The organism is Brevundimonas sp. FV1ye7S, assembly GCF_058680995.1.
On the sequence record NZ_CM178726.1, the window covers coordinates 1,061,649 to 1,081,024 of the forward strand.

Consider the following 19,376-nt stretch of genomic DNA (forward strand, 5'->3'; position numbering starts at 1 on the left):
TGGTCAGTTCGACACATGCCGCGCATGGAAGTCGCGGCGGAACTGTTCGAATCGGCCTTCCGAAATCGCGGCGCGCATGGCGGCGGTCAGGGCCTGGTAGAAGGCGATATTGTGCCAGCTGAGCAGGACCTTGCCGAGGATTTCGTCGGCGCGGATCAGGTGGTGCAGATAGGCCTTCGAATATTGCGACGACGGCCCGTCGATGGCGGGATCGAGCGGATCCTGGTCCTCGGCGAAGCGGGCGTTCTTCAGGTTCAGCGGACCGTCCCAGGTCCAGGCCTGGCCGTGGCGGCCGGCGCGGGTCGGCAGGACGCAATCGAACATGTCCACGCCGCGATACACCGCCTCGACCAGGTCGATCGGCTTGCCGACCCCCATCAGATAGCGGGGCCGGTCGGCGGGCAGCATTTCGGGGGCGTAGTCCAGCACCTCGCACATGGCCTGATGACCCTCGCCGACGGCGAGACCGCCGATGGCGTAACCGTCGAAGCCGATCTCCTGAAGCTGGTCCGACGACTGGCGACGAAGGTCCTCGAAGGTCGAGCCCTGCTGGATGCCGAACAGGGCCTGGTTTTCCCGCTCGCCGAACCGGGCCTTGGAGCGCGCGCCCCAGCGGATCGACAGTTCCATGGCCTTGCGGGCGGCGTCCTTTTCGGCCGGATAGGCGACGCACTGGTCCAGTTGCATCGAGATGTCGGCGCCGATCCGGTCGGCCTGGATCTCGATCGAGCGTTCGGGCGTCAGGACGTGTTTGGAGCCGTCGATGTGGGAGGAGAAGGTCACGGCCTCTTCCTTCACCTTCGAAATCCCGGCCAGGGACATGACCTGGAAGCCGCCGCTGTCGGTCAGGATCGGCTTGTCCCAGCCCATGAATTTGTGGAGCCCGCCCAGACGCTCCATCCGCTCGGGGCCGGGGCGCAGCATCAGGTGATAGGTGTTGCCCAGGATGATGTCGGCCCCGGTCGCCTTGACCTGATCCACCGTCATGGCCTTGACCGTCGCCGCCGTGCCCACGGGCATGAAGGCGGGGGTGCGGATGTCGCCGCGCGCGGTCTTCAGCACGCCGGTGCGGGCGCGGCCCTCTTTGGCGGAAATCTCGAAGGGGAAGGGCATCAGGCGATCAGTCGTTCAAGCTGTTCGACCCGCGCCAGATCCTTGGGGCGGCCGAACAGGCGGTAGAGGGCGATATGGTCCCGGATGTCGGGCACGAACAGCGGGACGTCGTCGATGAAGACCGGACGGCGCGACGTAAAGGCCACCGGCCGCCATTCGGCGCCGTCGCGGGTCTCCAGATCGGCCATGACCTCGACCAGGATCGGCTGATCCGGGGCGCGGCCGAAGACGGCCGAGCGGAACAGGCCCTCGCCCGGATCGGCCACGACCTGGCCGTCCAGCGCCGCCAGCAGGGCGCGGGCGTCGCGCGGGGCGCACAGGACGTCGATGTCGGGCACATGCAGGTCGATCAGGCCGTACAGGGCCATGGCCGCCCCGCCGAAGATCCACCAGGGCTCGCGCAGATCGCGCGCGGCCTCGCCAACGGCGATCAGGCCGTCCTGGAGATCCTGCGGAAGGTCGCTTTGGAAGTCGTCGAGGGACAAGGGGGGGCTCGTTTTCGTCAGCAGGCGGCATTTAAGGGGTTGGGCGGCGGAAGGCTACAGACATGCGGCGTCATCTTCGCGCTTTCGCTGCGAAGTTCATGGAGGGCTGGGCGGGGCGCCGGGCCTTCGCCCGGAGTTTTGTGTTTTGGTTACCGTTTCGACGAAGGTTTGACGCCCCGCGCGAATGTTTGGCCTGCAAGCTCGGGGCGCCGAGCGGTGGCGGTCTTATCGCCTAACCCCATAGGCCTGCGACGGGTCGGCAGGGTCTGCGAAGAACCGTCCCGAGTGCGATCGAGTATCCCCCTCGACCCTCCGACGGCGTTTTGAGACGCCGTCGGCGCGGAGGGATTTCACCCCCGCTCCCGTTCCATCCGCTCCCGCCGCCGCAAGGTCGCAGGCCTTACGAGCCCTCCAAGCGACGAGACCGGGCGTGATTATAGGGGACGGGGAGACCCTGGCGGGAAAGTGGGGGCGAGAATCTGACAAGCGGTTGGAATCGTTACGGCAGGACCAGCGTCATTGTGACGGTTGGACCCGTTCGGGCCCCCTCCGTCTCGCCGGCTTCGCCGGCGATCCACCTCCCCCAGAGGGGGAGGATTTCGGTGCTCGCATTCCTCCCCCCTTGGGGGAGGTGGCGCGGCGCGGAGCGCCGTGACGGAGGGGGCGACTCCGGCAGTGATGATGACCCTTGCTGGCTTCTGACACCGAGTCGCCCCCGCCTGGCGCTCGCTGACGCGATCGCCTGTCCTCCCCGTTCGCCTGCGCGAACGGGGCGGTGAGCTTGGCGGTCAGGCGTGGTTTTCGGCCCCCCGGAACAGTAAGGAGCCGTCGCCGTAGGAGTAGAACCGGTACCCGTCGGCGATGGCGTGGGCGTAGGCGGTCTTCATCGCAGCCCGGCCGGCGAAGGCGCTGACCAGCATGAAGAGGGTGGATTTGGGCAGGTGGAAATTGGTCATCAGCACGTCCACGGCGCGGAAGCGGTAGCCGGGGGTGATGAAGATGGCGGTGTCGCCGTGGAAGGGGCGGATCTCGCCGGCCTCGGTCGTGGCGGATTCCAGCAGGCGCAGCGAGGTGGTGCCGACGCAGACGATGCGGCCGCCATTGGCGTGGACGGCGTTCAGGGCGGTGGAGGTGTCCGGTGAGACCTCGCCCCATTCGCTGTGCATCTTGTGGTCGGCCAGGTCGTCGGCCTTGACCGGCAGGAAGGTGCCGGCGCCGACGTGCAGGGTGACGGCGTGGGTGGAGACGCCCCTGGCGCGGATCGCCTCGAGCAGGGCGGGGGTGAAATGCAGGCCCGCCGTGGGGGCGGCGACCGAGCCGTCGTGTTCGGCGAAGACCGTCTGATAGTCCGAGCGGTCGCGGTCGTCCTCGGGCCGTTTGGCGGCGATATAGGGGGGCAGGGGCATGACCCCGACGTCGCGGATCGCGTCGTCCAGGGCCGGGCCTGAGACGTCGAACTTCAGGGTGATCAGGCCGTCGTCGCCCTTGGCCGCGACCGTGGCGTCGAGACGGCCCAGGTCGCAGGCGGCGTCGGCTTCCTGTCCGAAGCGGATGCGGTCGCCCGGCTTGATGCGTTTGCCGGGCTTCATGAAGGCGGACCAGACGTCGGGGGCGTCGCGGTGGTGAAGCGTGGCCTCGACCTCGACGGTCAGGGTTTCCGTCTCGGCGCCGGGAACAGGGTTGGGACGGGTGCGGACGCCCGACAGGCGGGCGGGGATGACGCGGGTGTCGTTGAAAACCAGGGCGTCGCCGGGGCGCAGGAAGTCGGGCAGGTCGCGGATGATGCGGTCGTCCAGGGCGCCGTCCTTGACCACCAGCAGCCGGGCGGAATCGCGCGGATCGACGGGACGCAGGGCGATGCGGTCCTCGGGCAGGTCGAAGTCGAAATCGGCGGTCTTCATCGGCGGGGCAAAGGCCATGCCGGGCGCGGGGGGTCAAGTGCGGCGGCCGGTGAACCTCCGCGCGCCTGCGGGGTTGAGGTAGCATGAAAACCCTCGCCCTCCTTCCCTCCGTCCTCATCGGCGCCGTCGCCAGCGCCCGGTCCATGACCCCCATGGCGGCCCTTGCAGGGGCGCGGCTGGCGCATCGGGAGACGCCGGGGCGGCTGGTGCTGCTGGATCATCCGCTGTTCAAGTTCGGCGGTCTGGCCATGGGGGTAGGCGAGCTGTTCGGCGACAAGATGAAGTCGGCGCCGGACCGGACGGTGTTCCTGGGCCTGCTGGCGCGGGTGATGAGCGCGGGGATCGCGGGCTCGGCCCTGGCGCCGCGCGGGCGCGAGAAGCTGGGGGCGGCCCTGGCGGTGGGGACGGCCGTGCCCCTGGCCTATCTGACGCTGCGGGGACGCAAGACGGCGATGAAGCGGATCGGGCAGACGAAGAGCGGGCTGATCGAGGATGCGATCATCGTGGCGGCCGGGGCGGCGGTGGTGAGTTGGGCGGTGGGACGGCGATGACCCTGAACCCGTCACCCTCGGGCTTGTCCCGAGGGCCCACGGCGGACACGGGCTGGAACGCGACCGCACTAACGACCTGCCAACCGTCATCGTTCGAATTTCGCGGACAGGTGGGCCCTCGGGACAAGCCCTAGGGTGACGGAGTGGGTGGAAGGATAGGCGGTTGACCCGGCGGGTTGCAGACTGCAAACCGCCGCCATGCTTCAGAACCTCGAAATCCTCGCCCGTGAGGCCAAGTCCTGGCCGTTCGAACAAGCCCGTAATCTGCTGGCCCATGTTCTGAAAAAGCGGCTGGGCGAGAGCGAGCGGGCCGAGGCGCGGGCGCTGATCGACGCCGGCAAGGCCGACGAGGCCCTGGCGAAGTTCGAGGCCCTGCGTCGGCCGGTGGTGCTGGAGACCGGTTATGGCCCCTCGGGCCTGCCGCACATGGGCACCTTCGGCGAGGTGGCGCGGACCACCATGGTGCGCAACGCCTTCCGGGCGCTGACCGGCGACCACTGGCGCACGCGACTGATCGCCTTCAGCGACGACATGGACGGGTTGAGGAAGGTGCCGGAAGGCGTGCCGAACCCGGAGATGCTGCGCGAGGATCTGAACCTGTCGCTGACGCGGGTGCGCGATCCGTTCGGCACGCACGACAGTTTCGGGGCGCACAATAATGCGCGGCTGCGGGCGTTCCTGGACGGGTTCGGCTTCGACTACGAGTTCATGAGCTCGACCGAGACCTACAGGTCCGGCGTGTTCGACGCGACCCTGCTGACCCTGCTGGAGCGGTTCGACGCGGTCATGGCCATCATGCTGCCGACCCTGGGCGAAGAGCGGCGGGCGACCTATTCGCCCTTCCTGCCGGTCAGCCCGATCACGGGCCATGTGCTGCAGGTGCCGACCCTGGAGCGTAACGTCGAGAAGGGGACCATCGTCTTCGACGACCCGGCGGGCGGGCGCACCGAGCTGCCGGTCACTGGCGGCCATGTGAAGCTGCAATGGAAGCCGGACTGGGCCATGCGCTGGGTCGCGCTGGACGTCGATTACGAGATGTCGGGCAAGGACCTGATCGAGAGCGTGCGCGAGAGCGGCAAGATCTGTCGCGCCCTGGGCGGCACGCCGCCGGAAGGGTTCAACTATGAACTGTTCCTGGATATCGAAGGCAAGAAGATCTCCAAGTCCAAGGGCAACGGCCTGACGATGGACGAGTGGCTGCGCTACGGCACGCCGGAGAGCCTGAGCTGGTACATGTTCCAGTCGCCGAAGTCGGCCAAGAGCCTGCACTTCAACGTCATTCCGCGCGCCATCGACGACTATCTGGCCTTCATCGAAAGCTACAAGACCCAGGAGCCGGCCAAGCGGATCGACAACGCCGTCTGGTCGATCCATGCGGGGAACCCGCCGACCCATACCTCGCCGGTGTCCTTCGCCCTGCTGCTGAACCTGGTGGGGGTGGCCAACGCCTCGACCAAGGACCAGCTGTGGGCCTATTTCGCCAAATATCTGCCGGAGGCGACGCCGGAGAACGAGCCGCTGCTGGATCAGCTGATGGACCGGGCGCTGAACTATTACGAGGACTTCGTGAAGCCCTCGAAGGCGTATCGCCTGCCGGACGACAAGGAGAAGGCGGCGCTGCTGGACCTGGCGGAACGGCTGAAGGCCCTGCCGGCGGATACGACCGATGGCGAGCTGATCCAGAACGAGGTCTATGCGGTCGGCAAGGCGCACGCGTTCGAGCCGCTGAGGGCCTGGTTCGGGGCGCTGTACGAGGTGCTGCTGGGCGCAAGCCAGGGGCCGCGCTTCGGTTCGTTCGCGGCCATCTACGGCCTGCCGCAGACCATCGCCCTGATCGAGGCGGGCACGCGCGGCGAACTGGCGCAAGCTTGATGTAAGGTAATATTTCTTAACTGTAACGCGATGGTATGTGGGCGTGGCCGGGGAGGCGACGTGCGGTACGAGATCGACGAACAGGCGCGGATTCTGTGGTTGGACCTGGTCTCGGCCGGATCCGCAGACAAGGTGCTGACGGCGACGGTGGCGCTGATTACGGCGCGGCCGGAGCTGTGCAGCTGGGACTGGATCGTCGAGTGCCAGCCCATGCCCGACGATGCGACGGTGGACCATCTGTCGAAACTGGCCGAAGCTTGGGGTCCGCCGCCTGAGGTGGAGGCGATCACGGTCTTCGTCACTCAGGACCGGCTGCTGCACCTGTGGGCCCGGGTGCTGGACTTCCAGTTCGCGCGCCGCAAACACCTGATTGAGCGCGACACCGAGGCGGCGCGCCGATTGATCGAACGCCGACGCGGCCTGCGACCCTTAAGATGAACGGAAAATAACGGCGAAGCTCCGGGAGCCTTCAGGTTCGGCCGGGCATTGTCTCCTCATCGGCAAGCCCGATGACAGGAGATAGAGTTATGTCGAGCAAGTTTCTGAAGACGGGTCTGGCCACGGCTGCGGCGCTGGCCGCCCTGGTGACCGCCGCCCCCATGGCCGCCCAGGCCCAGGCCAATGGCGTGACCAACTGCGACGCCCCCGGCGGACGTCAACGCGTGGGCGCCCTGATCGGCGCGGTCGTCGGCGGCGTGGTCGGCTCGAACCTGGCGCGCAATGAGCGCACGGCCGGGACCGTGGTCGGCGCCGGCGCCGGCGCGGCGGCCGGTTCCTATATCGGCTGCAACCAGCAGCGCACCCGCGCCGCGGCCCAGGCCAACGCCAACACCTATCGCGCCGGCACGAACCTGCGCATCCGCAGCGGCCCCGGCGCCGGCTTCCGCCAGGCGGGCAGCCTGTCGGCCGGCCAACAGTTCACGGCCGTCGCCTCGCAAGGCGACTGGATCCAGATCGCCGGCGGCGGTTGGGTCAATGCGAATTACGTGACCCGCTAAGGGTCGCTTGCGGAAAGACTGTTTTCGGCGGCGGGCTGCTTACGCCCCGTCCGGTTCCGCCGCCGGGACAGTCGAAGGCTCACGGTTCGCCGTTCGAGCCTGGCCCCGTCCGGTTCGCCGGGCGGGGCTTTCTATTGGCTGACCCACAGGATGCGGGCCATCCATTCGATCTCGCGCCGGGGCACGATCCGGGGCGGATAGTCGGGGTTGATCGAGGACAGGGTGGCGGCGCGGGCGGTCAGGCCGGTCAGCTCCTTGGCCACCACCTCGCCCGAGATCAGGCGCGCCACCACCCGGTCGCCGCGCCGCACGGCGGGGTCCCCGCGGTCGACGATGACGCGGTCGCCTTCGCGATACAGGGGCGCCATCGAATCCCCGCTGATCCGCAGGCTGAAGGTGGTGGCGTTGACCCGGGGCAGTTCGGTCTGATCCCAGCCGTCGCCGACCGGCAGGCCGGCGTCGTCGAAGAAACCGTCCAGGCCGGCGCGGGCCAGGCCCAGCAGGGGCACGGTCGTGGACGTCGGCGGCGCATCGTCGGCCAGGGCCGCGAACTCGGCCAGGGAGACGCCGGTCGCCTGAAGCATCAGGGTCATGCTCTCGGTCGAGGGCCAGCGCGGCCGCGGCGGATCGCCGGCGCCGAACCGTTTGGACGGATTGAAACTGGTCGCATCCAGCCCCGCCCGCCGGGCCAGCCCCGACGGCGACAACCCCTCGCGCCGCGCCAGGGCGTCCACGGCCTTCCAGAGTTTCGCGTGCGACAGGGGCATGGGGTTCCCGCGACTGAGTCGGGGAAGTTTAGGGGATGGGATTAGGAATTTCTACCTAACCATGCACTTTGCATACCGAGGAATTTACGACAGAGGATGCAGCCGACAGGCCGGCACTTGATCTCTCAGCACTTGAAGCCTTCACCCCTGAGGGGCCTACTGAGTTTGGAATGACGCGAATCTGTGAGATCAGTGGTCTCTATGAACGCACTGAAGGATACTCTGCTGAACTCTGGCACGACGATCATACAGGGCGGCTATACGTTCGGGCCTTCAATGAAGCTAGGAACAATGCAGCCGATCTCGACCTGGCCGAACTTTTCGACAGACTTTTCGGTTGAGCGAACATCCCCGCTGGAGCAGATTTTCTCGGAGATTGAAGCGGCCCTCGGCGCTGGCCTCTATCACGCTGCGTTAGCAGTGACGCTAACCCTGCCTGACGTTTGCTCGGCCCTTAACCACCCGAAGGGTCTGAGCCCCAAGGGCGGCTACGCTGCGTGGTTCAATGAAAATCTTCCGCAGTATACCGATGCGCTCCCGGGCGAAGAGGCTCACAAAATGAGGTGTGGGTTCCTGCACCAAGCGCGCTCAACACGATCCGATATGATTTGGCATCAGGTCGCGTTTGGCATTGGCGGTCCCGGACAAACGATGATGCAGGGAAACACCGTCAACGGGGTGAGAATGCCTGACACATACATTATCGACGTGTTCACATTCTGCCGGGCGGTCGTGACGAGTGCTCGCGCGTGGCTCGCCGCAAATGAGGGCAATGCGAACGTTCAGGCAAACCTTCCTTACGTTGTCCGGCGCAGGACCGAGGGGCTTCCGCCTCTTATGTCCGGAATGACTGTGATAGCGTAGGCCCATGACAAGAAGCCACGCAAACGACCTCATCGCTGAACGTCACGACGAGGTAATCAAGCGGATGCTCGCCACCCCGCCGCAGCCGAAAAAGAGCCCTAGGAAGGAGAAGTCTTCCGCACCTCCGACGAAGCCGCGCCAGCCGCAAAGCCTGAAACCTAAACGTAGCTTTGTGAGGCTGTCGATACGTCAGGCGCTTGCCAATGATCGCAAGGTCCGTCCGTTCCTCGTCATTGATGCTTATGGGCAACGCGGCTGGTATAGCGGAAGCCGAACTCGGTGACGTAGCGGTTCAGGTGCTTCTCGGAGCAATGCTGATAGACGCCCTTCATGCCCTTCTAGAAGGTGCCGAAGAAGCCTTCCGCTGAGTTGGTGTTCACGTCGCTACGGGTAAATTCGCCAATCTCTACCTAGACGCAAACTCGGCCTCAGCCTTGCGTTCCTGCCAAGTCCAGAAGGTGCCGACGCCGATGCAGAGGATGATGAGGTAGCCGATCAAGTTCATCACTGTGTAGAGCGATGCTATGGGGATCGTCTTCGTCGTCAGGATCATGATGTGAGCCATGACGGTGACCAGCTGTAGGCCGGCCACCCATACGGGCCAGGATTGAGGCGCACGCCAGGCTAGCGCGGCGAAGACCAGGAGCGATATCGCATCAATGAGAAACATACCGATCGGCAAGCCGCGAAAGCCGTCATTCTGCTGAACCAGCAGTGAGGCGAACCACGCGAACATAAGGTAGCCCGCGCCGATTTTTTCTCGCGTTCCGCCCTTGATGAAGGCGAAGATGGCCATCCCGACCATGAAGACCGCACCTGCGATCGCATAACCTACATTTAGCATGCAAAATCGCCCCCGCGCTGAGTGCACGGGGGCGATAGTGAACCATTTCTGGTTAAACGATAATGTCAGTCCGCTAAGCTTACCAAGAATTCACGCAACCGAGCGGAGGTGAGCCGTCGAGCGGGATTCTTTCGGATCAAGCCAGTCGTCGGGCTTGGCGACCGGACCGATGGCGTAGGTGCCGTAACCCATACGACGGTGATCCTTCTGGAGTTCCGCGTGGCAGGCGACGATGGACTCGCGGGCGGCGGCGAGGGCGGCGATGGTTTCCATGGCCTTGGCCTGCGACGCCGTGGCGGCGACGGGCGAAAGGGACAGGGCGGCGCGGGCGCCGATGAAGGATTGAACCAGCGTCGTCGCCTGGGTGATGGCGGCGTCGATCGCGTGTTCGGTCGCGTGGAGATCGCCGGCGACGCTGGCGATGACTTCGGTCCGTTCCATAGAAAGCCCCTAAAACAAGGTTTACAAGAGATGTAAGCTTAACATGGATTAACCTTGCTTGGTAGAGTCTTGTTAACCGTGATGGTCGTGTGCGTGTTCATCGCCGATTGTTCGGCGAACGGGGTGTCATTTCTGTTTTTGTCCGCCCGAAGCCGCTGAAAGGCTTAGGGATTGTCCAGCAGGAAATGGGCGGTCAGGGAGGCGATGGGCTGGCTGCGGGCTTCCTGCCAGGCCTCGGCCTGGACATGGGCGACGCGGCGGCCGGCGCGGCTGATGCTGGCGCGGGCGAAGACGTCGACCGGGCGGCCGGTGCGCAGATAGGCGACGGTGACATTGATCGGGCGGGGCAGGCGCGGGCTGGGGAAGGCCAGGGCGACCTGGGCCATGGCCGTCATTTCCAGCAGGGCCGCGGTCGAACCGCCGTGCAGGGCCGGCAGCATGGGATTGCCGATCAGCCGGTCGGCGAAGGGCAGGATGACAGTGATCTCGTCGCCGCTGACCAGGGTCTGAAGGTTCAGGAAGCGGGCGTAGGGGATGCGTTCGAGAAGGTCGCTCATGCCGTGGCCTCACGGCTGGCGGCCGTCTTCTCCCGGTGCGGGCGGGCGCGGTTCAGCACATAGGCGGACTGGGCCGCCGCGACCGGGTCGGATGGGTCTTCTTCGAAGGCCCAGGCCCGGACGAAGGCGATGGTCGGCGTCAGCCTGTAGCATTTCCCCTGGGCCAGCAGGTCCACGCGTGGATGGGCGGCGCGCATATAGTCCACCCGCAGATCCAGGGTGGCGATGGGCTGAAACTCGGCCATGGCCGTCCAGACCGCCAGGCCGCCGATGTGGTCCAGCAGGGTGGTGACGAGGCCGCCGGCCAGGACGCCAGTGTCGGGATCGCCGACCAGATCGGGCCGCCAGGGCACGCGAATACGGGGATCGCCCTCGTGCAGGCCGTCGAAGACGAAGCCCAGCGCGCTGGTGTGGGCGGACCCCGTCGCCAGCTGGGGCAGGATGGTGTCGACGAAACTGTCTTGCATGCGAAAGGAACGCCCGTGAAGCCGATGATCGTCTCCTGTATGGAGGGGGGACCCGACGGCGTCGAGAGCGTTACGGTCCCATGATCCGCCCTGAAGACCTGCTGCACCCCACGCCCGCCGGCCTGTATTGCCCGCCGGGCGACTTCTACGTCGATCCGGTGCGGCCGGTGGATCGGGCGGTGATCACCCACGGCCATTCGGATCATGCGCGGGCCGGGCACGGCGTGGTGCTGGCGACACGCCAGACCCTGGCCATCATGGCCGAACGCTATGGCGCCGAGTTCGCGGGGCAGATGCGGGCTGTGGAGTATGGCGAGGCCGCCGCGGTCAACGGCGTGGACCTGCGGCTGGTCCCGGCCGGCCATGTGCTGGGCTCGGCCCAGGTCGAGGCGAGGTGGAAGGGCCTGACCATGGTGGTGTCGGGCGACTACAAGCGCCGGCGCGACCCGACCTGCCCGGCCTTCGAACCCGTTCCCTGTCATGTCTTCATCTCGGAGGCGACCTTCGGCCTGCCGGTGTTCCGCCATCCGCCGACCGAGGAGGAGATCGGACGGCTGATCCGGTCGCTGGGTCAGTTTCCGGAACGCGCCCATCTGGTCGGCGCCTACGCCCTGGGCAAGGCGCAGCGGATCATCATGAGCCTGCGCGAGGCGGGGTGGGAGCGGCCGATCTATGTCCACGGGGCGATGGAGCGGCTGAACGCCCTGTATGAACGCGAGGGGATCGACCTGGGGCCGGTCCTGCCGGCGCGGGGTCTGGGCAAGGGCGCCTTGGGCGGCGAGGTGGTGATCGCGCCGCCGTCGGCGATCCAGGATCGGTGGGCCCGCAGTTTCGCCGATCCGGTGACGGCCTTTGCGTCCGGCTGGATGGGGGTGCGGGCGCGGGCGCGCCAGAGGGGCGTGGAACTGCCGCTGGTGGTGTCGGATCACGCCGACTGGGGCGAACTGGTCGCCACCTTCGAAGAGCTGAAGCCCGACGAGATCTGGATCACCCACGGCCGCGAGGAGGGGCTGCTGCGATGGGCCGAGCTGAACGGCCAGAAGGCGCGGGCGTTGCGCCTCGTGGGCTACGACGAGGAGGATGAGGAGGCGCTGGAGGTCCGGCCAGACTGAGCCAGGGCCTGAAGCGCGTCAGGCGCGACGGGCGGCGCGGCGCTTTGGAGCCCGGGCGTCCTCACCATCGCCCTCGCCACTGTCATCGGCGGCGGCGGCCTGGGTCGTCGAGAGGGCGGCGTTCATCGCCATGCGCAAGCGTTCGGGCTTGATCGGCTTCTCGACCACGGCGGCCATGCCGATGGACAGATAGTGTTTGGCGTCTTCCGGATCGGCGTTGGCGGTGAGGGCGACGATGGGAATGCGGCTGACCGGACCGTTCAGGGCGCGAATGGCCTGGGTGGCCTGGACGCCGTCCATGCGCGGCATCTTGATATCCATCAGGATCAGGTCGTAGCGGTTTTCCTGAACAGCCTGGAGCGCCTCGATCCCGTCTTCGGCCAGTTCCGAGCTGCAGCCGAACATTTCGCACAGGGCCTGGGCCACCACGCGGTTGGTCGCATTGTCGTCGACGATCAGGATGTGCGGGGCGGACTGGAGGTTCAGCTCGGACAGGTCCGACACGTTCGACGGGGTCTCGACCTCGACCACGGCGCGGCGCGCGGTCAGGTCGAAGGCGAAGGTGGCGCCGCGGCCCTGGTTGTTCTCGGCCCAGATGCGCCCGCCCATGCGGTCGACCACCTGACGGCAGATCGACAGGCCCAGGCCAGCGCCGTCAGGCCCCGAGCCGTGCACAAAGGGTTCGAAGACGGAATCGACGCGGTCTGCGTCCAGGCCGGGGCCATCGTCGCGGACGCGGGCCTGCATGCGGATCTGGTCGCCCTCGACCCAGGCCTTGAGCCGGGCCTCGACCATGCCGTTGCGCGCGAATTTCAGGGCGTTGCCGATCAGGTTGTTGAACACCTGTTTCAGCCGCACGCCGTCGATGACGGCCGCCAGTTCGGTGTCGCCCTCGTAACCGACCATCAGGGTCACGCCGTCCTGGGACGCGCGCGGCTCCCACAGGGACTGGACGTCGTCCATGACGGCGCGGAGCGGGGTGGGGACGGGGTTCAGCTCAAGCTCGCCCGCCTCGGCCTTGGACAGGTCGACCGCGTCCTGAAGGATACGCAGCAGGCTTTCGGAGGAATCGACGATGGTCTGGACGTGGGCCTGGGCCGCCTCGTTCAGAGGTTGGCGGCGCAGCAGTTCGGCCACGGCCAGCACGCCGTTCATCGGGGTGCGCAGCTCATGGCTCATGATGGCCAGGAACTGGCTCTTGGCGCGGGCGGCGGCGATGGCCTGGGCGCGGGTGTCGTTGAGGATGGCGGTCTGATCGGCCATCCGGGCGTCGTATTCACGCTGGCGATCGGTGGCGGCCTTGAGCAGGGTCGCCGCCGTACCGACCCCGTGGTACCGGCCGTTCCTGGTGACGATGAAGCCGCGCAGCAGGGCGGCGGGACCGCCGCGCAACATGATGTCGGAGAAGGCGTCGATCCGGGTGTCGCCTTCGACGACCGCAGGCTCGGCGTCCATGGCGAAACTGATGGGGCGGTTGTCGTAAAGGGCGTGACCGAAGCGGCCGGCGATTTTCTGAAGGAAGGCGGTGCGTTCGACCAGACCCACGGGACGGCCATTCTCGACAACCGGGATGACCAGGGTGTCGGGTTCGCGCTCGAAACGCGCAAGCACCGCGCAGCCGAGCGTGGACGGGGCGATGGGCTCGGGCCGCTCTGAAAGGGTCTCAATGATCGGCATACTGCCTGGAACTCCTTACTCCCTGCCAACCTTGACCGGAAGCGCTTGCGGATTAGTTAAGCCGGATCAAAAAGTTTCGTGGATGAAATGCGGCGTCAGGTGCGGACCGGCCACCCGGATTTTGCGCCGGCCGCCCCTCTAGTGTAGAAGGCCGCCCCGACCCATATGGGTCCCCATCCCTTTGTGCATGCGCGCGGCCGACCGGCCGACCGCAGATTCGTCATGAGCGTCATCCTGGAAAAGTCTCTGACATCGGCCTTGGTCCTGTTCTCCGGCGGGCAGGACAGCGCGACCTGTCTGGCCTGGGCGCTGGAGCGGTTCGAGCGGGTGGAGACGGTCGGCTTCGACTATGGCCAGCGCCATCGGGTCGAGATGGAGGCGCGCCAGGCGGTGCGCGCCGGGATGAAGACGGCCCTGCCGCAATGGGCCGACCGGCTGGGCGACGACCATGTGGTGGACCTGACCGGCTATGGCCGGATCGCCGAGAGCGCCCTGACCGCCGACCGCAAGATCGAGATGGATGCGCGCGGCCTGCCGACCACCTTCGTGCCGGGGCGCAATCTGATCTTCCTGGTGGCGGCGGCGGCCCTGGCGGATCGGCGCGGGCTGGAGGTGCTGGTCGGCGGCATGTGCGAGACCGACTATTCCGGCTATCCGGACTGTCGCCACGAGACGATGGAGGCCATGGCGCGCGCCCTGTCGCTGGGGCTGGACAAGCCGGTGGTTATCGACACCCCGCTGATGTGGCTGACCAAGGGGCAGACCTGGGAACTGGCCGACCGGATCGGGGGCGAGGCTCTGGTCGAGCTGATCATCGAGGACAGCCACACCTGTTATCTGGGCGACCGGACGCACCGTCACGCCTGGGGCTATGGCTGCGGCGAATGCCCGGCCTGTGAACTGCGCGCGGCGGGCTATGAAGACTGGGTCGCATCCCAAGGCGCCAAGGCGTGACCTATTCGGCCAAGGAAGTCTTTCTGACGGTGCAGGGCGAGGGCGGGCAGGCGGGACGGCCGGCCGTCTTCCTGCGCTTCGCCGGCTGCAATCTGTGGAGCGGGCGCGAGCAGGATCGGGCGAGCGCCGTCTGCAGCTTCTGCGACACGGACTTCGTCGGCGTGGATGGGGACGGCGGCGGCAAGTTCGCGACGGCGGATCGGCTGGCCGATCATGTTGCGGCGATGTGGCGGGGGCGGGCGGGGGATCCGAAACTGGTGGTCTGCACCGGCGGCGAGCCCCTGTTGCAGTTGGACCCGCCGCTGGTCGCGGCCCTGCACGCGCGCGGTTTCGAGATCGCCATCGAGAGCAACGGCACCCTGGCGGCGCCGGACGGGATCGACTGGATCTGCGTCAGTCCCAAGGCGGACGCTGGCCTGATCCAGATCAAGGGCCAGGAGCTGAAGCTGGTCTATCCGCAGCCCAAGGCCCTGCCTGAGCGGTTCGAACACCTGGCGTTCGAACGGTTCTGGCTCCAGCCCATGGACGGCCCCGACCAGGCGGAAAACACCGCCGCCGCCATCGAATACTGCCTGACCCATCCCCAGTGGCGCCTGAGCGTCCAGACCCACAAGTATATCGGCGTCCGCTAATGCCCGTCTTCGAAATCACCAAACAGGCGACGTTCGACGCCGCCCACCACTTCCCCAACGAACCCGAGGGCAGCATCTATCGCCGCGTCCACGGCCATTCCTTCACGGTCGAGGCGACGATCCGCTCCGAGACCCTGGACGCCGAGCACAACTGGGTCGCGGACCTGGGCGCGCTGGACCGGGCGCTGAGGGCGGCCGCGGAGCAGCTGGACCACGGCATGCTGAACGAGCACGAGGGGCTGGAACTGCCCAGCCTGGAGAACCTGTGCCTGTGGTTCGTGAAGGCGCTGAAGCCGGCCTGGCCGGGCCTGTGCCGTGTGCAGGTGGCGCGGCCGACGATCAATGAACGGTGCGTGCTGAGCGTCTAGGTGGACGCGTCCCACTTCTTGAAGATGTCGTTTTAGCCCAGGCTGGAGACCCCAATCATCAACCCTGCCGCGAGATCGGTCAGCGCAGAATAAGCGTGATCGACCAGCACAATCATGATGGCAAGGCGGATAAATTCATTGCCAAAAAATGCATCCAGGCTCGATTTTATCTTATCCACCATAGTGAAATCTCCCATTTATATTTCCCTCATCAATTATTGTGGTCGCCGCCGAGCAGCGACCACAATATCAACTGACTTTCAGTGTGCTTTTTCGGCTTTCATGCCTTGGACGAAGCCGTCCCAGAACTCACCAGCCGCATCAGATATCGCAATCGCCGCGGCGGCAGCAGCCATCATCGCGCCCCACGGCACGCCACCAGAAACCATTTCGCACTCTAGATCCGTCAAATCTCGCATTTCACCACTGAGCATGAAAACCTCCCACCTGCTCTAAATGAAAACTAAGCGCCGTAGGCCATTGCACTAAGCATCGGGCTATCAGCGATGGCCTCTCTCATTTCAGCGTCTCGGGCTGCGAGCCGTCCGACAAATTGTCCGACAGCCTCCCAGAAACCTTTGCCCCCACCAACGTGGTCAATTTCGCAGTCTTGCAACTCGCGCACGTCTATAATCGAGTCCGTCATAACTGTTCCTCTAGATTGGTATATGAAAGTGCACGATCCGGATCACAATTACTGTGTGGTCCTCGTGTTGATTGCTGTCAGTAGCAACCTGGAGTTACCGCATTTCCGCTGTGAATGTTGGTCCGGCTGGCGGGCGAAAGTCGTTGTAGCCCAGGCCGAACAAATACGTCGCTCCCGTCTTGATCGCCACGGTTCGAGCGGCGGCTATGTCGGTCACCTGCACGGGCACCACGTCCAGTTACGGAGGGCTGGTGGCGTCCAAATCTAGATGAATGGGCTTTAGCCCCGCGCACTTCGCTTAAGAAATAGGCCCAGTCAGCGGCCATTCCCCACACCACCTGCCTCCGCGTCATCCCCGCAAACCTCATGCACAGACGCGAAATCCACCAACTCCTTAAACCCCGAAACCCAAACACGACGCCCCCCGACAACTTTGTGTGGAAGGAGTCTGAGCGGGAACCGGACAGCAGTGGCACAAGGCCTAGGATGACGGGGAGTGGGAGAGGCATTCCACCAAGGCCGCGCTGACCGCTTCTGGCTGTTCCAGAGTCGAAGCGTGGCCGCAGTTGGGGATGATGGCGAGGCTCGCGTCAGGGATGGCGCTGGCGATTTCTTGGGCGCGATCCGGCGGCGTCAGCGGGTCGCGGTCGCCGACCAGGACGAGGGTCGGAACCCCGATCTGGGCGAGGTGTGGCCGCGAGTCGATCCGCTTTGTGATCGCGGCTTCCTGGCGGATGAAACCGTCTGATCCGACATCGCGGCCCATGCGGATCTGGATGTCGATCAGATCCTGACGGTCGCGATGGGCGGGGTGAAGCAGGTTGGGCGTGACCTGGGCGAGGACCGCTTCCAGTTCGCCGTTCCGGACCCGTTCGATAAGCAGGCGTCGGGCCTCGATCTGTTCAGGGGTGTCTGCACGGGCCGAGGTGTTGAGCAGGGCCAGTTTCATGACCCGTTCCGGTGCCTGGCGCAGGATCTCCATGGCGATATAGCCGCCCATGGAGATGCCGCCGAGCGCGAAGCGCGGCGGGGCGTCGCGCAGGATGGCGGCGGCCATGGCGGCGATGCTGTCGCCCTCAAGCGTCGAGGCGACGGTGACGGGGCCGTGGGGCCATAGGGCGACGGTCTGGGCAGTGAACATTTCGGCCGTGCAGGCGAGGCCGGGGATCAGGACGGTCGGGGTCATCTCGGAACAGTAGCACGAAACCGCTTCCGCCTCCGCAAGGGGCAGACTGTAGGGATCAGTCGATCAGCAGCCCTTGCCCTGGCGCTGGCGTTGTTCGCAGCGACGTTGGTCGCGCTCGTACTCGTGCTGTTCGCGTTCGCGGCGGGCGCGGGTTTCCTCGTCGGAGGTGGTGACGGCGTCGAAGCCGGCGCCGACGACCGCGCCGGTGGCCTTGGCCGTGCCGCCCACGACGGCGGCGGTTCCGCCGACCACGGCGCCGACGACGCAGCCCTGGAGTAGCAGGGCTGCCCCCAGCAGGACGGGGAGTGCGGCGGCGCGCAGGGGGCGGCGGTCGGTCATCGGAGGAGTCTCTCGTGAGATGTCGAGACTACAGCCGAATGGTGAACAGGGCCTGACCGTCGCCGGGTCAGGCCGTGCGTTGGGGGAGCAGTTTGCGCCGCTGTCGCGCGATGGCCAGCGGGGTTCCGTCCGCGCCCCAGGCGGTCGCCTCGTCCACCGTCCAGCCCAGGCCCAGGTCCAGCATCCGAAACTCGAAGAAGGCCCAGCCCTCGGGCGCTGTTTCGGGCGTCGGGTCGGTCAGGATGTCGATGCGCAGATCGACGGTGGTCATGGGCGCAGGCGTGGACGAGGCGGTCCAGGCCGGGGGATAGAGGGCGTCCAGCAGATAGCAGAGCCCGACCTCGTCCAGCGGGCGGCGATCGGCCATCCGCATCCAGGTGCGCTCGATCACCGGCTTGCCCCTATTGCCGCCCAGGATGTTGGGGCCGCCGTCGAACCGATACTCGACGTGCTGGGCGAAGTGGGGCGACATCGGGCCCTGGATGGTGGCGGCGGGGTTGAGGCTGTCCAGCGGGGGCGGGGGCAGATGAAGCGGGGTCAGGGGCGGGCTGTCGCCGTCCAGTCCATAGGTCCCGGTGGCGTGATGGGTCATGCGGCCGTCCTGTTCCGCTTCGACCGCCGCATAGACGACGTTGCGGCCGCCGCGCAGCAGGCGCGGACGAAAGGCGACCTGATCACCGAACCGGGCCGCCGACAGATACTGGACCGACAGGGTGCGCAGCGGCGCGGTCAGGGACAGGCCTCGACGCATCGACTGGGCGCACAGGGCCGCCAACAGACCGCCGAAGGGGAAGCCCTTCTCCGGCGCCATGCCGGAAGGGCCGTTGGAGAAATGACCGGGCACGGGCGCCGACAGGCCGCCGTCGTCCAGGGTGTGGAAGGCCAGGGCGGCGTCGAGGGAAATGGGAGTCGTCATATGGGCCATGGGCGCGATCCTGCGTCAGGCGAAGAAGAGGCGGAAGGCTAAAACGGCCTTCCGCCAGTCGAGGAACAAGGTCGGCGAACCGGGAGGCCCGTCAGTCCGTTGCCAAACAAGACTGACTTAGCGGGTTCGGTTTGGCAACCCTCTTGCCAAGCGGCTGACGCGGGGTCACTTTTGTCGCATGGGACGCACCGCAGACTACAGCCGCCAAAGCTGCTCCATCGCCGCCACGCTGGAGGTGATCGGTGATCCGTGGACCCTGCTGGTCATCCGCGACGCCTTCAACGGGGTGCGCCGGTTCGAACAGTGGCAGGACAATCTGGGCGTGGCGCGCAACGTCCTGGCCGCGCGGCTGAAAAGCCTGGTCCAGCACGGGGTGCTGGAGCCGCGCCCCTATTCCGAGCGGCCGCCGCGCAATGAATATGTGCTGACCGCCAAGGGCAAGGACCTGTACGGGGTGCTGGTGACCCTGCACGGCTGGGGCGCCAAACACGTCTATGGCGAGACCGACTGCGGAATCGAAATGGTCCATTCGACCTGCGGCCAGACCCTGACGCCGCGCATCGCCTGCGGCTGCTGCGGCGAGATCGTCAAGCCGAGGGAGATCCTGCTGACGCGCGCGGAGAACCGTCCGACGGTGGGGGATGTGATGCCGAAGGACGAGGCGGCTTAGGGAACAA

General features: G+C 66.3%; 24 protein-coding genes and 1 pseudogene. 10 read left to right on the top strand and 15 right to left on the bottom strand.

The genetic code is table 11. The features are described from left to right. Positions 1 to 3 precede the first annotated feature (3 nt). The 3 genes from tgt to queA all read right to left on the bottom strand — a co-directional run bounded on the left by tgt (position 4) and on the right by queA (position 3,499). Positions 4 to 1,116: a tRNA guanosine(34) transglycosylase Tgt gene (gene tgt / locus ACW18C_RS05115; RefSeq protein WP_492073969.1), complete on the bottom strand. Its 1,113-nt coding sequence runs from the start codon at positions 1,114 to 1,116 to the stop codon at positions 4 to 6. Next, the gene (locus ACW18C_RS05120; protein ID WP_492073190.1) at positions 1,113 to 1,598 is read right to left on the bottom strand and encodes a hypothetical protein; all 486 of its coding nucleotides are present in this window, start codon (positions 1,596 to 1,598) and stop codon (positions 1,113 to 1,115) included. Before ACW18C_RS05120 ends, tgt begins: the two co-directional genes overlap by 4 nt. A gap of 788 nt (positions 1,599 to 2,386) precedes the next feature. Further along, a complete protein-coding gene (queA, locus tag ACW18C_RS05125; RefSeq protein ID WP_492073970.1) occupies positions 2,387 to 3,499 on the bottom strand; it encodes a tRNA preQ1(34) S-adenosylmethionine ribosyltransferase-isomerase QueA in 1,113 nt (370 codons plus the stop codon). Positions 3,500 to 3,582: 83 nt separating this feature from the next. Here queA and ACW18C_RS05130 point away from each other — a divergent pair, with 83 nt between their 5' ends. From ACW18C_RS05130 to ACW18C_RS05145, 4 genes are all read left to right on the top strand, one after another. After that, positions 3,583 to 4,050: a hypothetical protein gene (locus tag ACW18C_RS05130; RefSeq protein WP_008259556.1), complete on the top strand. Its 468-nt coding sequence runs from the start codon at positions 3,583 to 3,585 to the stop codon at positions 4,048 to 4,050. A gap of 198 nt (positions 4,051 to 4,248) precedes the next feature. After that, positions 4,249 to 5,922, top strand: coding sequence for a lysine--tRNA ligase (locus ACW18C_RS05135; RefSeq protein WP_492073193.1), 1,674 nt, complete (start codon positions 4,249 to 4,251; stop codon positions 5,920 to 5,922). A 60-nt stretch (positions 5,923 to 5,982) separates the two neighbouring features. Next, positions 5,983 to 6,360: a hypothetical protein gene (locus tag ACW18C_RS05140; protein ID WP_287928605.1), complete on the top strand. Its 378-nt coding sequence runs from the start codon at positions 5,983 to 5,985 to the stop codon at positions 6,358 to 6,360. An 89-nt stretch (positions 6,361 to 6,449) separates the two neighbouring features. Then, complete coding sequence (locus tag ACW18C_RS05145; protein ID WP_492073194.1) at positions 6,450 to 6,920, top strand: SH3 domain-containing protein; 471 nt, start codon at positions 6,450 to 6,452, stop codon at positions 6,918 to 6,920. 131 nt (positions 6,921 to 7,051) lie between these two features. Here ACW18C_RS05145 and ACW18C_RS05150 read toward each other — a convergent pair whose 3' ends face one another. Next, positions 7,052 to 7,687, bottom strand: a complete 636-nt coding sequence (locus ACW18C_RS05150) for a S24 family peptidase (RefSeq protein WP_492073196.1) — start codon at positions 7,685 to 7,687, stop codon at positions 7,052 to 7,054. 201 nt (positions 7,688 to 7,888) lie between these two features. Between ACW18C_RS05150 and ACW18C_RS05155 the strand changes: the two genes are divergently transcribed. Next, complete coding sequence (locus ACW18C_RS05155) at positions 7,889 to 8,551, top strand: hypothetical protein (protein ID WP_492073198.1); 663 nt, start codon at positions 7,889 to 7,891, stop codon at positions 8,549 to 8,551. Positions 8,552 to 8,732: 181 nt separating this feature from the next. Here the strand turns inward: ACW18C_RS05155 and ACW18C_RS05160 are convergent. The 5 genes and pseudogenes from ACW18C_RS05160 to ACW18C_RS05180 form a co-directional block, all read right to left on the bottom strand. After that, positions 8,733 to 8,949: pseudogene (locus ACW18C_RS05160) on the bottom strand (transposase); the annotation flags it as partial. Positions 8,950 to 8,957: 8 nt separating this feature from the next. Beyond that, positions 8,958 to 9,395 carry a hypothetical protein gene (locus ACW18C_RS05165; protein ID WP_492073200.1) on the bottom strand — a complete coding sequence of 146 codons (438 nt, stop codon included), beginning with the start codon at positions 9,393 to 9,395 and terminating at the stop codon, positions 8,958 to 8,960. A gap of 90 nt (positions 9,396 to 9,485) precedes the next feature. Continuing rightward, the gene (locus ACW18C_RS05170) at positions 9,486 to 9,836 is read right to left on the bottom strand and encodes a hypothetical protein (RefSeq protein ID WP_492073201.1); all 351 of its coding nucleotides are present in this window, start codon (positions 9,834 to 9,836) and stop codon (positions 9,486 to 9,488) included. Positions 9,837 to 10,000: 164 nt separating this feature from the next. Beyond that, on the bottom strand, positions 10,001 to 10,393 hold the full coding sequence (locus ACW18C_RS05175) for a PaaI family thioesterase (RefSeq protein WP_008260356.1): 393 nt from the start codon (positions 10,391 to 10,393) through the stop codon (positions 10,001 to 10,003). Then, positions 10,390 to 10,860, bottom strand: coding sequence for a PaaI family thioesterase (locus tag ACW18C_RS05180; protein ID WP_492073203.1), 471 nt, complete (start codon positions 10,858 to 10,860; stop codon positions 10,390 to 10,392). Before ACW18C_RS05180 ends, ACW18C_RS05175 begins: the two co-directional genes overlap by 4 nt. Positions 10,861 to 10,940: 80 nt before the next feature. Between ACW18C_RS05180 and ACW18C_RS05185 the strand changes: the two genes are divergently transcribed. Further along, the gene (locus ACW18C_RS05185; protein WP_492073205.1) at positions 10,941 to 11,972 is read left to right on the top strand and encodes a ligase-associated DNA damage response exonuclease; all 1,032 of its coding nucleotides are present in this window, start codon (positions 10,941 to 10,943) and stop codon (positions 11,970 to 11,972) included. 18 nt (positions 11,973 to 11,990) lie between these two features. Here the strand turns inward: ACW18C_RS05185 and ACW18C_RS05190 are convergent, their stop codons facing one another. Then, positions 11,991 to 13,649, bottom strand: a complete 1,659-nt coding sequence (locus ACW18C_RS05190) for a response regulator (RefSeq protein ID WP_492073207.1) — start codon at positions 13,647 to 13,649, stop codon at positions 11,991 to 11,993. A gap of 222 nt (positions 13,650 to 13,871) precedes the next feature. On the opposite strand from ACW18C_RS05190, the gene queC reads away from it, so the two are divergent. Genes queC through ACW18C_RS05205 form a run of 3 tightly spaced genes read left to right on the top strand, consistent with a single transcriptional unit; the run spans position 13,872 to position 15,603 of the window. Further along, on the top strand, positions 13,872 to 14,603 hold the full coding sequence (gene queC, locus ACW18C_RS05195; protein ID WP_492073209.1) for a 7-cyano-7-deazaguanine synthase QueC: 732 nt from the start codon (positions 13,872 to 13,874) through the stop codon (positions 14,601 to 14,603). Next, positions 14,600 to 15,235, top strand: coding sequence for a 7-carboxy-7-deazaguanine synthase (gene queE / locus ACW18C_RS05200; RefSeq protein ID WP_492073210.1), 636 nt, complete (start codon positions 14,600 to 14,602; stop codon positions 15,233 to 15,235). The genes queC and queE overlap by 4 nt, the downstream gene beginning before the upstream one ends. Then, positions 15,235 to 15,603 carry a 6-pyruvoyl trahydropterin synthase family protein gene (locus ACW18C_RS05205; RefSeq protein ID WP_492073212.1) on the top strand — a complete coding sequence of 123 codons (369 nt, stop codon included), beginning with the start codon at positions 15,235 to 15,237 and terminating at the stop codon, positions 15,601 to 15,603. The genes queE and ACW18C_RS05205 overlap by 1 nt, the downstream gene beginning before the upstream one ends. A 32-nt stretch (positions 15,604 to 15,635) precedes the next feature. Here the strand turns inward: ACW18C_RS05205 and ACW18C_RS05210 are convergent, their stop codons facing one another. The 5 genes from ACW18C_RS05210 to ACW18C_RS05230 all read right to left on the bottom strand — a co-directional run bounded on the left by ACW18C_RS05210 (position 15,636) and on the right by ACW18C_RS05230 (position 18,699). Continuing rightward, positions 15,636 to 15,800, bottom strand: a complete 165-nt coding sequence (locus tag ACW18C_RS05210; protein WP_492073213.1) for a hypothetical protein — start codon at positions 15,798 to 15,800, stop codon at positions 15,636 to 15,638. A 63-nt stretch (positions 15,801 to 15,863) separates the two neighbouring features. Then, positions 15,864 to 16,037, bottom strand: coding sequence for a hypothetical protein (locus tag ACW18C_RS05215; protein WP_492073214.1), 174 nt, complete (start codon positions 16,035 to 16,037; stop codon positions 15,864 to 15,866). A gap of 693 nt (positions 16,038 to 16,730) precedes the next feature. After that, the gene (locus ACW18C_RS05220; RefSeq protein WP_492073216.1) at positions 16,731 to 17,435 is read right to left on the bottom strand and encodes an alpha/beta fold hydrolase; all 705 of its coding nucleotides are present in this window, start codon (positions 17,433 to 17,435) and stop codon (positions 16,731 to 16,733) included. A 63-nt stretch (positions 17,436 to 17,498) separates the two neighbouring features. After that, positions 17,499 to 17,774, bottom strand: a complete 276-nt coding sequence (locus ACW18C_RS05225; RefSeq protein WP_492073217.1) for a hypothetical protein — start codon at positions 17,772 to 17,774, stop codon at positions 17,499 to 17,501. 67 nt (positions 17,775 to 17,841) lie between these two features. Next, positions 17,842 to 18,699 (bottom strand): acyl-CoA thioesterase, encoded by an 858-nt coding sequence (locus ACW18C_RS05230; protein WP_492073219.1) that lies wholly within the window; start codon positions 18,697 to 18,699, stop codon positions 17,842 to 17,844. A gap of 178 nt (positions 18,700 to 18,877) precedes the next feature. On the opposite strand from ACW18C_RS05230, the gene ACW18C_RS05235 reads away from it, so the two are divergent. Beyond that, positions 18,878 to 19,369, top strand: coding sequence for a winged helix-turn-helix transcriptional regulator (locus tag ACW18C_RS05235; RefSeq protein ID WP_035309245.1), 492 nt, complete (start codon positions 18,878 to 18,880; stop codon positions 19,367 to 19,369). Positions 19,370 to 19,376: the final 7 nt, after the last annotated feature.